An 11,969-nucleotide genomic window follows, 5' to 3' on the forward strand; every position below is an offset into this window, starting at 1 on the left:
GCTGGATATAGCTTCTGGAATGACCGATCCGGTGTTCTTCGCGCCATCACGCCGGTATACGGCGGCCGAAGTCGCGAATCTGACTGGCTCGGTGCTTGTCGATTCGGGCCAATCCGACGTTTCGATCGAAGCGTTGGCGCCAGCCAGTGAAGGCGGCGCCAACGCGCTCGTCTTCGTCGATGGCAGGCGTAATTCCGCGCTGATGCCGTCGCTGCGGGCGGCTGCGGTGCTGTGTCCGGCGGAATTCGCGAACAAGGCGCCTGCCGGCATCGCCGTCCTGATCCATCCGCGGCCGCAACAGGCTTTCGCGCTGGTTGGGCGCCTGCTGTTCCCGACAGCCGCCACGCCGGGGCCGATGACTGGCGAAACCGGCGTTTCGCCGCATGCCCATGTCGACCCGACCGCGCATGTCGAATCCGGCGTCGTCATCGAGGCCGGCGCCGTCGTCGGGCCTGGCGTCTCGATCGGCAGCGGCACCGTCATTGCGCCGAACGCCGTCATCGGACAGTCCTGCCAGATCGGCCGTGACGGATATGTCGGCCCGGGCGCCAGCATCCAGTACGCACTGATCGGCAATCGGGTCATCATCCATGGTGGGGCCAGGATCGGCCAGGACGGCTTTGGCTTTGTCGGCGGCGCCAAGGGCCCGGAACGGGTCCCGCAAATCGGACGCGTCGTCATCCAGGATGATGTCGAGATCGGCTCCAATTCCACAGTCGATCGCGGCGCGATGTCCGATACGATCATTGGGCAAGGCACAAAGATCGATAATCTCGTGCAGATCGCCCATAACGTCCGCATCGGTCGCAATTGCATAGTGGCCGGGCTTTCGGGTATTTCCGGTTCCGTGGTGGTGGGTGACAATGTCACTATGGGCGGCGGCGTCGGGCTTGCGGATCATCTGACGATTGGTACAGGTGCCAAGCTTGCCGCCAGAAGTGGATTTATGAGCAATGTTCCCGCCGGCGAGATATGGGGTGGCTATCCGGCACAGCCGATGGCGGAAGCCATGCGAGAGATAGCCATGTTGCGCACGATGGCCAGAGCACGCAAGCAGGGCAAGGACAATGGCTGACATGGTGGCGGCGACAACGCTGGAAGCGGTTGACATATTGGGGCTGATGAAGCTCCTGCCGCACCGTTACCCCTTCCTCATGATCGACCGCATCGTGGACATCGATGGTGACGACTCCGCTATCGGCATCAAGAACGTGACCATAAACGAGCCGCATTTTCAGGGGCATTTCCCGGAGCAGCCGGTGATGCCGGGCGTGCTCATCGTCGAGGCCATGGCGCAGACGGCCGGCGCCATCTGCATTCGCAGCCTCGGGGCGTCGAAACCGTCGCTGGTCTATTTCCTGACCATCGACAACGCCAAATTCCGCAAACCGGTCGTTCCCGGCGACCAGTTGAAGATCCACGTCAAGAAAATCAAGAAGCGCGGCAACCTGCTCAAATTCGCCTGCGAAGCCCTGGTCGAAGGTACCAAGGCGGCCGAGGCCGAGATTTCAGCCATGATGGTCACCGGCGACTGACGATCGAGTGCCTATGAAAATCAAGACGTCAATCCATCCTTCCTCCGTCGTCGAAGGAGGCGCCCAAATCGGCCAGGGTGTGCGCATTGGGCCGTTCTGCCATGTCAGCGCCGATGCCGTGATCGGCGACGGTGTCGAACTGGTCAGCCATGTCTCGGTGATGGGCGCGACCACTATCGGGGCGTCGACCAAGGTCTATCCGATGGCGATCTTGGGCGCACCGCCGCAGAACACCAAGCACAAGGGCGGCCGCACCACACTCGTCATCGGCGCCAACTGCACCATCCGCGAAGGCGTGACCATGCATGTCGGCACCGACACTAGCCGCGGCGAAACGACGGTGGGCGACAATGGCAATTTCCTTGCCTACGCCCATATCGCCCATGATTGCGCCGTCGGCAAGAACGCCACCTTCGCCAACGGCGCGACGCTGGGCGGACACTGCGAAATCGGTGACAACGTCTATATTGGCGGCCTCAGCGCCGTCCATCAATTTGTTCGCGTTGGCGACAACGCCTTTCTTGGCGGGTGCTCGGCTTTTGTTGGTGATGTCATTCCCTATGCCATCGCGGTCGGCAACCGCGCCAGCTTGCGCGGCTTGAACATCATCGGCCTCAAGCGCGCCGGTTTGCCGCGTTCCGAAATCTATCTGCTGCGCAAGGCCTACAAGACGATCTTCGACCGCTCCCGGACCGTCGGCGAGAATATCGAGTTCGCCAAGGCCGAGTTCGCCTCGTCACCGACTGCAATGAAGATCATCGATTTCATCACCAGTCGCGGCAAGCGACACTATGCGGTGCCATCGCTCAAGGGCGGCGATGGCGACACCGATGACGAAGGCTGAGACGGCCGCGGCTGGTCTTGATCTCCCGCCTGATGCCAGGGTCGGCATCATTGCCGGCGGCGGCAGCCTGCCGGTCGAAGTCGCCGAAGGGCTGGCGGAGGGCGGACATCCGCCCGTCATCATCTTGGTCGAAGGCCAGGCCGACCGTCAGTCCGAGCTCACGGTCTATGAGCATGAAAGCCTTGCCCTGGAAGACATCGGCTCGCTGGCTGCCTTGCTGAGGCGCCGGCGGATCAGCCATCTCGTGCTTGCCGGCGAGATCAGGCGCAGGCCGCGTCTGATCGACATGCGCCCGAGCTTCGGCCTGCTGGCTGTGATATCCTCCGCCGCCATGGCGCTTGCGCGCGGCGATGACGGCCTGTTGAAGATATTGACCCGAGGCCTGGAGGCGCGCGGCATCAAGGTCGTCGGCGCGCACGAAGTCGTGCCGAAACTTGTCGCGACTGAGGGGCCGCTGACCAAGGCAGTGCCGCGAAAGTCGGACTGGCGCGACATCGAGGCGGCGCATGCGGCGGCAAAGGCCATCGGCGCGCTCGACATCGGCCAGGCCGCTATTGCGATCGGCGGTCGCGTCATTGCCCTAGAAGGCATCGAGGGCACCGGCGGTCTGCTCGAGCGGACGCAGCAACTGCGTGGCCATGGCAGGCTCGCCGGCAAAACGCGCGGCGTCCTGGTTAAATGCGCCAAGCCCGGCCAGGAACTGCGCGCCGATCTTCCCTCTATCGGCCCGCAAACGGTCGAGGCGGCGCATGAAGCCGGCCTTGCCGGCATTGCCGTCGAAGCCGGCCGCTCGTTGATCCTCGAAGGGCCGACTGTCGTTGCGCGCGCCAATGCGCTCGGTCTGTTCGTGATCGGCCTGCCGGCCGCGGGGCCTGCCCATGGCAGCTGAGAAGCCGCTGAAGATCGCGATCGTCGCCGGCGAAGAATCCGGCGACCTGCTTGGCGCCGACATCGTCCAGGCCCTGAAACGCATGACCGGGCGCGAGGTGCGCCTCGTCGGCATTGGCGGGCGGCATCTGCGGGCGCTTGGGCTGGCGCCGCTGTTCGACGGATCAGAGATCGCACTGATGGGGCTCAGCGCCATCCTGCGCGACCTGCCGCGCCTGATGCGGCGGATCAGCCAGACGGCAAGTGCCGTCGCCGCTGAAAAGCCCGACTGCCTCATCACCATCGACAGCCCTGACTTTTCGCTGCGCGTCGCCAAAAAGGTTCGAGCCGCCGATCCGAACATCCCGATCGTCCACTATGTCTGCCCGAGCGTCTGGGCGTGGCGGCCGGGCAGGGCGGCGGCGATGAAGCCCTACGTCGACCACATACTGTGCATCCTGCCTTTCGAAGTGAAGGAACTCAGCCGCCTCGGTGGCCCGCCCGGCACCTATGTCGGACATCGCCTGACGCATGATCCCGGCGTACTTGGCGCGGCCAAGGCGCAAGGCCAGCCGCGCGATCTCTCGGGCGATCGTGTCAAGACGCTGCTCGTCCTGCCGGGATCGCGGCGCGGCGAAGCGAGCCGGCTTATTGGTCCGTTTGGTGAGACGGTCTCGGCATTGCGGGCGCGCGGACATCGCTTGCGCCTGCTGTTGCCGACGGTGCCGCATGTCGCTGACCTGATCAAAACATCGGTCGCTCGCTGGGATGAAAAGCCTGAGATTATCCTTGAGCCTGAGCGCAAATGGCAGGCCTTCGGCAAAGCCGATGCGGCACTGATCGCCTCGGGAACAGTGTCGTTGGAACTGGCGCTGTCCGGCGTGCCGATGATCTCGTGCTACCGGCTCGATCCGGTGATGCGCATGGTCCAGGGGCTGGTCACGGTGTGGAGTGCGGCCCTGCCCAATCTGATTGCCGACCAGATCGTGGTGCCGGAGCACTACAACCAATATGTGCGGCCGCGCTATCTGGCGCGGCAGCTCGAGGCGCTGTTTTCAGACACCGGCTACCGAGCCTGGCAGAAGGACGGCTTTGCGGAAGTGGCAAGGCGCATGGCGACCGACAGGCCCTCCGGCGATATCGCTGCGGAGGTGGTGATGGGGTGCATCAAGAGCAAGCAGTAGGCAGTGGGCAGGCCTATTCCCTACTGCCCAATCCCTATTGCCTCATCTCTTCGCAATCGGTACGTAGTCGCGCTCCGGCGCGCCGGTGTAGAGCTGACGCGGGCGACCGATCTTCTGGCGCGGATCCTCGATCATTTCCTTCCACTGCGCGATCCAACCGACCGTGCGGGCGACCGCGAACAGCACGGTAAACATGGTGGTGGGGAAGCCCAGCGCCTTCAGCGTGATACCGGAGTAGAAGTCGACGTTCGGATAGAGCTTCTTCTCGATGAAATAGGGATCGGTCAGCGCGATCTTTTCCAGCTCCATCGCGATGTCGAGCAGCGGATCATCCTTGATGCCGAGCTCGCCCAGGACCTCATGCGCCGTCTTCTGCATGATCTTGGCACGCGGATCGTAGTTCTTGTAGACGCGGTGGCCAAAGCCCATCAACCGGAACGGATCGTTCTTGTCCTTGGCACGGGCGATGAATTCCGGGATATGATCGACATGGCCGATCTCGCCCAGCATGTTGAGCGCCGCTTCGTTGGCGCCGCCATGGGCCGGGCCCCACAAGCAAGCGATCCCGGCGGCAATGCAGGCGAAGGGGTTGGCGCCCGAAGAGCCGGCGAGACGAACGGTCGAGGTCGAAGCGTTCTGCTCGTGGTCGGCGTGCAGGATGAAGATGCGCTCCATGGCGCGCGCCAGCACCGGGTTGATCTTGTATTCCTCGCACGGCACGGCAAAGCACATATGCAGGAAGTTTGCCGCGAAACCGAGATCGTTCTTCGGGTAAATGAAGGGCTGGCCGATGTGGTACTTGTAGGCCATGGCCGCGATCGTCGGCATTTTGGCGATCAGGCGCATGGACGCAACCATGCGCTGGTACGGGTCGGAGATGTCGGTCGAGTCGTGATAGAAGGCCGACAGCGCGCCAACCACGCCGCACATCACCGCCATCGGGTGCGCGTCGCGGCGGAAGCCGGTAAAGAAGCGCGACATCTGCTCGTGCACCATGGTGTGGCGCGTCACGCGGTAATCGAAATCGTCCTTCTGCGCCTTGGTGGGCAGTTCGCCGTAGAGCAGGAGATAGCAGACTTCGAGGAAGTCGCCATGTTCGGCCAATTGGTCGATCGGGTAGCCGCGATGCAGGAGGATGCCGGCATCACCGTCGATGAAGGTGATTTCCGACTCGCAGCTTGCCGTCGAGGTGAAGCCGGGGTCATAGGTGAAAGCGCCGGTGGTGCTGTAGAGCGAGGCGATGTCGATGACGTCAGGTCCGACCGAGCCGCTTCGCACCTTGAATTCGTGGGTCTTGCCGGCGAATTCGAGCGTTGCCGTGGCCTCTTGGCCGCCCACATCCAGTTTTTTCGCAGCTTCGGTCATTGCAAACTCCTTCTTGTTTCCTCATGCCGGCAAAGGCAAATTCCGCAGAGCGACACGTCGAAATCACCGCAATGCGCGTCTTCGCCACCGCATTCTAGGAGGTGCGTGCCAGATTGGGCCAAGACATAATGTTGCACTGCGAAACGCGCCTTTCAATGCCAATCTTGCTCCTAATCGATTTGATCCGCTATGCGGGCCAGGCTTTCCTCACGCCCCAGCACGGCCAGCACGTCGAATACGCCCGGCGAGGTGCTTTTGCCGGTCAAAGCAGCCCGCAACGGCTGGGCCACGGCACCAAGCTTATGGCCGCCAGCCAGGGCATAGTCGCGGATAGCGGCCTCGGCCGTGGCCGCCGTCCACTCACCCGACAGCGACTTCAAAGCTTCGTGAGCGCCGCGCAGGATCTTGCGGGCATCGTCATTGAGCAGGAGTGCGGCCTTGTCGTCGATCGGCAGCGGCCGCGCCGCAAACAGGAAAGCGGCGCCGTCGACGAGCTCGACCAGCGTCTTGGCGCGCTCCTTCAGGCCCGGAAGGGCTGCCAGCAACTGCGCCTGGTTCTTCTCGTCGAGGCGCGCCGCCATCGCCGGGCCGCCCTCCAGATAAGGCAAGGTGGCGATGAAAATATCGAACAATTCCGGATCGGCCATGCGGCGCATATGGACGCCGTTCAACGCCTCGAGCTTGGCGAAATCGAAGCGCGCCGCGCCCTTGTTGACGTCGCCGATGTCGAACCACGAGATCATGTCCTTGATCGACATGATCTCGTCGTCGCCATGGCTCCAGCCCAGACGCACCAGGTAATTGAGCAGGGCCTCCGGCAGATAGCCCATGGCGCGATAGGCCTCGACACCAAGCGCGCCGTGGCGCTTCGACAGTTTGGCGCCGTCGGCGCCATGGATCAGCGGGATATGCGACATCGAAGGCACCTCCCAGCCCATGGCGTTGTAGATCACGGTCTGGCGGGCGGCGTTGGTCAGGTGATCATCGCCACGGATGATGTGGGTGACGCCCATGTCGTGGTCGTCGACGACGACGGCGTGCATATAGGTCGGGTTGCCGTCCGAGCGCAGGATGATGAAGTCGTCGAGATCCTTGTTGGGGAAGCGCACCTCGCCCTGGACCCGATCCTGCACCACCGTCTCGCCCTCGGTCGGTGCCTTGATGCGGATGGCGCCCCTGACGCCGGCGGGTGCCTCCGACGGATCGCGCTCACGCCAGTGGCCGTTATAGCGTGGCGGCAGGCCCTTGGCGCGTGCTGCCTCGCGCATCGCCTCGAGCTCGGCTGAAGTCTCGTAGCTGTAATAGGCCTTGCCCAGCCGCACCAGTTCCTCGGCCACCTCACGATGGCGCGGCGCCCGCTCGAATTGGGAAACCGCATCGCCGTCCCATGACAGGCCGAGCCAGGTCAGGCCGTCGAGAATGGCTGATGTGGCCGCATCGGTCGAACGCTCCCGATCGGTGTCCTCGATGCGCAGCAGCATCGTACCGCCGGTATGCTTGGCATAGAGCCAGTTGAACAGTGCCGTGCGCGCGCCGCCGATGTGCAGATAGCCGGTCGGCGAGGGGGCAAAACGGGTGATGACCTTGTCGGACATGGAACTCCCGGAAAACGTCTGAAGCTGGGTGCGGAGGGCGCGGACTTTCGCGCTTCGCGCGTTCATGTAGCATAGGGTGTCGAGGGCGCAAGGGGCAGACCCGATGACTGGACGAGGCCGGAGCTCGGATCGGGGCGAGGGCGCCATTGTCGGCGTCAGCGAGCGGTCCCTGTTTGCGACGCCTCCGGCGATCCCGCTGCCGTCGCCGCTCGTGGCTGCGCCCGCAACCCTGCCGTTGCAAGCGGGCTTGCCGGCGCCAACTCCGTCTTCTGCCGCACGCAGGATTGTGCGCGTGCGCCGGCAAATGGGCCTGGTATCCTTGCCTCGCCTGCGCCACGGCTTGGCCAAGGCGGCGGAGCTGGAACTCGACCGGGGCATCGCCTTCCTGCTGGTGCCGGTCTGCCTGGCCGTTGGGGCGATCGGCTACTTTTCGCTGGCGACCGAGCCCGATTTTGCAAAGCCGGTCGCGGTCATGGTGCTGGCGGCGACCTGTGCGTTCGTCTCGCGCTCCTGGCCGAAAACCCATCTGTGTTTCATGGCAGTGATGTTGTGCGCGTTGGGCTTGCTCGCGGCGAAGGTCGAAACATGGCGAGCAGGAACCCGGATGCTGGGTTCGGAAATCTCGACTCAATTGACCGGCCGCGTGGTCTCGCTCGAGGAGATGGAGAGCGGCCGTATCCGGTTGACCATGGACGTGATTTCGACCGCCCGGCCGAAATTGCGCTATGCGCCGGAAAGGGTCCGGCTTTCGGCACGCAAGATACCGCCGGAAATGACCGCTGGCTCGCTTATCACAGGCTACGCCAAACTGCTGCCGCCGACCGGTCCGGTGCGGCCGGACAGCTACGACTTCTCCTTCGACAGCTATTTCGCAGGCATCGGCGGCAGCGGCTTCTTTCTCGGCAATCCAACGGTTGTCGCTACCGACGATGGTGAGATGTCGCTGCCAGCCCGTCTTTTTTCAAGCATCGAAAACGCCCGCGAAGCCATCGCCGACCACATCAGGGGCAGCATCGGCGGCGCCGAAGGCGAGATCGCGGCGGCGCTGATCGTCGGCGTGCGCGCCGGCATTCCCGATGAAATCAACGAAGCGATGCGGCGTACCGGCATCTATCACATCATTTCCATTTCGGGACTGCATATGGCGCTGGTCGCCGGCACCATCATGGGTCTGTTGCGCGGTGCCTTCGCGCTGTTTCCAGACTTTTCCGCGCGCCGGCCGGTGAAGAAATATGCGGCCGCCGCCGCACTTTTCTCGATCGCCGCCTATCTCGTCATTTCCGGTGTCGTCGTTGCGGCCGAACGCAGCTTCATCATGCTGGCGGTGATGCTGATTGCCGTCTTGTTCGATCGCGCGGCGCTCACCATGCGCAACCTGGCCATCTCGGCGATCGCCGTTATCCTGGTTTCCCCGCACGAGGTCGTCGGCCCGAGCTTCCAGATGTCGTTCGCAGCAACCGCGGCCCTTGTTGGCGCCTATGCCGGCTGGGCGGACCACCGCGCTGGTAAGACGAGGCCACCGTCGCCAAAGCGGTCACTACCCGGGTTCCTGACGCGAAAATTCCTGCTGGCGACAGGTGGATTGGCCATGACCTCCATCATTGCCGGCAGCGCGACGGCGCTGTTTGCCATCTGGCATTTCCAGCGCGTATCGCCGCTCAGCCTGTTCGCCAATCTGGCCGTCATGCCGATCGTGTCGGTGGTCGTCATGCCTTTTGCGGTCCTCAGTTCGCTGGCGATGCCCTTCGGCGCCGACGGCCCGTTTCTCTACGTGATGGGCAAAGGCCTGACAGCGATGATCGCCGTATCGTCATGGATATCGGAGCGCTCGCCAATCGATGGGGTAGGTCTGATCTCGCAGCAATCCGTGCTGCTGGTGGCCGTCGCGCTGGTCATCGCGACGATGGCGACGACCTGGCTGCGGCTCGCGGCACTGCCATTCGCACTTGCCGGTCTGTTGACTGTGTCGGACATACGCACGCCCGACGTGCTGATCTCGGAAGACGCACGGCTGGTCGCACTGCCGATCGGCAATGGCGAACTGGCCGTCAACCGGGAACGTCCGAACGAATTCGCGGCCGACAACTGGAAACGCGCTCTGGTCTCCGAAACAATCGTCAAACCGGAAATGTTCGACAAGGCGGACGGGCAATTCGATATTGCCGCTCCCACCGACCTGCCGCAGGGATCGCCGTTCTATTGCCGCGAAGGCCTTTGCCTTGCCAGGCACCCTTCCGGCGCGATCGTCGCCTATGTCGAGGATCGCAAGAACACCTGGAAAGCCTGCGCCTTCGCCGACCTGATCGTCGTCAATGACGCGACCGCCTATGACGCCTGCCACAATCCGCTGGTTGTCGTCGTCACGAAACGGCAGCTCGCCCGCAAGGGAAGTGCTGCCGTCTTCTTCGATCCCCAGTCGGCCACAACCCCGGCTGTGATCGAATTCGCTGTCGAGGGACCATACCGGCCCTGGCACGAGCAGCGAAAATTCTCACGCGAGGCGAGGGGGCTGCCGCCCTATAAAAAGCCAGACAAGTCCGATGGCAAACCGGCTCAGTAGCGCCTGATCAGCCCGACCAGCTTGCCTTGTACCTTGACTCTGTCCGGCCCGAAAATGCGCGTTTCGTAGGCTGGATTGGCGGCTTCGAGCGCGATCGAGGCGCCTTTACGGCGGAACCGCTTCAGCGTCGCTTCCTCCTCGTCGACCAGCGCCACGATGATTTCGCCCGGACTTGCCGTGTTCGCATTGCGGATGATGACCGTGTCGCCGTCGAAGATACCAGCCTCGATCATCGAGTCACCCTTGACCTCCAGCGCATAGTGCTCGCCGCCCATGATCATATCCGGCGGCACCGAGATCGAATGCGTCTGATGCTGGATGGCATCGATCGGCACACCGGCGGCGATACGGCCCATGACCGGGATGGACACGGCTGAAACCACATCGTCGTCATTGCCGGCCGCGGGCAGACGCGAAGGCGCCGTCGCCGGCTTGAGCTGGCGGCCAAGATTGTTTTGACCAAGGCTGCCCTGGATGACGCTGGGCGAAAATTTCTTTGCCGCGTTCAGGCCGGGCGCGATCGAATCCGGCAGCCGCAGCACCTCCAGCGCGCGCGCCCGATTGGGTAGCCGGCGAATGAAGCCGCGTTCCTCCAGCGCCGTGATCAGGCGATGAATCCCGGATTTGGAGGCAAGATCGAGCGCTTCCTTCATCTCGTCGAAGGAGGGCGGTATCCCGCTTTCCTTGAGCCGTTCGTGGATGAACATCAGCAGTTCATGTTGCTTGCGTGTCAGCATGGCGGCCCCCAAGGCATTGAACGAAGGTCTGAACCAGAATCGAAAAAACAAACCCAGAACAAACACTATCTGTTCCAGTTGTGTTCCGCAACCGTTTAAAGTTTAATGAATTTGTTAAGGCTGCGGATGTTTTTTGTCCGCTACGGCGGGCAGAAGCCGACCTTTTCCGCCATCGGCAGGCCCATTGAAATCGTTATGGTTAATGGCCTGTGGCCCATCCGCTCCCGAGTTTGGCGTCAGCCGTTCGGAAGGCTTTCCCCGGGCGGATTGTATAATTTATCGGTCCGTTATTCGCGGAACGAAACGAAACCAAAACGCCAACGACTGGCAGCTTCGGGGCAGCGATGGACCCAGGCGTCCGGCCCCACTCCGACCAACGCGTGCGAATAGGTGTCGCGGAAGCGCCGGAGTCATCCCGAACCGGCTTTCAAGCTGCCGGCGCGGGCGGCGTATTTGGTCGGGCCGCTGTCTTCGCTGTGGACATAGACGTGCAGGGTGTAGCCGATATGGGCCACCATCAGCGCCTTGGCCCGCTCGACGTCACGATCGAGTGCCGCTTCCATGATCGCGGTATGGTGTTCGATCGCAATCGCTTCGCGCAGCGCCTCCATCGCCTCTTCGTAGCCATCCTTGAGGCCGGCCGCGGCCCGCAATGTCGGCGCCAGACCAAGAAAGCGATGATGCCGGCGCAATTGATCCGAGATCGTCGAGCGGAAACGCAACAGCCAATCGCATGTGGCGGCACTCAGCAGCGCCGCATGGAAAGCCTCGTGATTCTCGTCCCATTTGTCGACCGCCGCATCCGAGGGATCGTCGACCGCGGTTTTGCAACGGGAGAGCCGGTAGTGGGCGGTGACCACGGCATCTTCCCATTCCTTGCCGCCTTTCTCCATCGATTCGAGGAACAGGGGGATCTCGACCACCATCCTGGCGCGCGCCAGGTCCTCCAGTTCGGCCCGCGACACCCGAGCCACGGTAAAACCGCGATTGCTGATGGCGGTGACCAGGCGTTCGGCCTCGAGCCGCGACAAGGCTTCGCGCAATGGCGTCCAGCCGACTCCATAGGTGCCGCGCAGTGCACTCAGTTTGAGCGGGGCGCCGGGCATGAGGCGCGTGGTCAGGATATCGCGCCGCAACAGCTGATAGGCTGCCTCCGTCTTTGTGGAGCTCGTTTGATCCTGCATCGCGGTCCATCCGTCGTCTGGCAGGGGAAAATTATATATGATGTAGGGGCATGGCAAGAATTATATATAATGTTTGACACAAGCCGGCGGACTGACCA

10 protein-coding genes are annotated in these 11,969 nt (G+C 63.0%); 6 read left to right on the plus strand and 4 right to left on the minus strand.

Annotated features, from left to right (window positions below):
* Nucleotides 1-19 precede the first annotated feature (19 nt).
* From lpxD to lpxB, 5 genes are read left to right on the plus strand one after another with little or no spacing between them, the layout of a single operon-like run.
* Nucleotides 20-1,075: a UDP-3-O-(3-hydroxymyristoyl)glucosamine N-acyltransferase gene (lpxD, locus tag EN850_RS20265; RefSeq protein ID WP_136092097.1), complete on the plus strand. Its 1,056-nt coding sequence runs from the start codon at nucleotides 20-22 to the stop codon at nucleotides 1,073-1,075.
* Nucleotides 1,068-1,535, plus strand: a complete 468-nt coding sequence (fabZ, locus tag EN850_RS20270) for a 3-hydroxyacyl-ACP dehydratase FabZ (protein WP_015317790.1) — start codon at nucleotides 1,068-1,070, stop codon at nucleotides 1,533-1,535. Before lpxD ends, fabZ begins: the two co-directional genes overlap by 8 nt.
* Nucleotides 1,536-1,548: 13 nt before the next feature.
* Complete coding sequence (gene lpxA, locus EN850_RS20275; RefSeq protein ID WP_135915904.1) at nucleotides 1,549-2,379, plus strand: acyl-ACP--UDP-N-acetylglucosamine O-acyltransferase; 831 nt, start codon at nucleotides 1,549-1,551, stop codon at nucleotides 2,377-2,379.
* The gene (lpxI, locus tag EN850_RS20280) at nucleotides 2,366-3,268 is read left to right on the plus strand and encodes a UDP-2,3-diacylglucosamine diphosphatase LpxI (protein ID WP_245511778.1); all 903 of its coding nucleotides are present in this window, start codon (nucleotides 2,366-2,368) and stop codon (nucleotides 3,266-3,268) included. Before lpxA ends, lpxI begins: the two co-directional genes overlap by 14 nt.
* A complete protein-coding gene (gene lpxB / locus EN850_RS20285; protein WP_135918466.1) occupies nucleotides 3,258-4,430 on the plus strand; it encodes a lipid-A-disaccharide synthase in 1,173 nt (390 codons plus the stop codon). The genes lpxI and lpxB overlap by 11 nt, the downstream gene beginning before the upstream one ends.
* Nucleotides 4,431-4,472: 42 nt before the next feature.
* Here lpxB and gltA read toward each other — a convergent pair whose 3' ends face one another.
* Both gltA and gltX read right to left on the minus strand, forming a co-directional pair.
* Complete coding sequence (gltA, locus tag EN850_RS20290) at nucleotides 4,473-5,795, minus strand: citrate synthase (protein WP_015317794.1); 1,323 nt, start codon at nucleotides 5,793-5,795, stop codon at nucleotides 4,473-4,475.
* A gap of 170 nt (nucleotides 5,796-5,965) precedes the next feature.
* Entirely contained in the window at nucleotides 5,966-7,390 is a 1,425-nt protein-coding gene (gene gltX / locus EN850_RS20295; RefSeq protein WP_136092098.1) for a glutamate--tRNA ligase, read from the minus strand.
* A gap of 103 nt (nucleotides 7,391-7,493) precedes the next feature.
* Between gltX and EN850_RS20300 the strand changes: the two genes are divergently transcribed.
* On the plus strand, nucleotides 7,494-9,950 hold the full coding sequence (locus EN850_RS20300) for a ComEC/Rec2 family competence protein (RefSeq protein ID WP_136092099.1): 2,457 nt from the start codon (nucleotides 7,494-7,496) through the stop codon (nucleotides 9,948-9,950).
* Here the strand turns inward: EN850_RS20300 and lexA are convergent.
* Nucleotides 9,944-10,687: a transcriptional repressor LexA gene (gene lexA / locus EN850_RS20305; protein ID WP_127280511.1), complete on the minus strand. Its 744-nt coding sequence runs from the start codon at nucleotides 10,685-10,687 to the stop codon at nucleotides 9,944-9,946. The genes EN850_RS20300 and lexA overlap by 7 nt on opposite strands.
* Before the next feature lie 410 nt (nucleotides 10,688-11,097).
* The gene (locus EN850_RS20310; protein ID WP_127280510.1) at nucleotides 11,098-11,871 is read right to left on the minus strand and encodes a GntR family transcriptional regulator; all 774 of its coding nucleotides are present in this window, start codon (nucleotides 11,869-11,871) and stop codon (nucleotides 11,098-11,100) included.
* Nucleotides 11,872-11,969 lie beyond the last annotated feature (98 nt).

It is taken from the genome of Mesorhizobium sp. M8A.F.Ca.ET.207.01.1.1 (assembly GCF_004794715.1).
GTDB lineage: Bacteria > Pseudomonadota > Alphaproteobacteria > Rhizobiales > Rhizobiaceae > Mesorhizobium.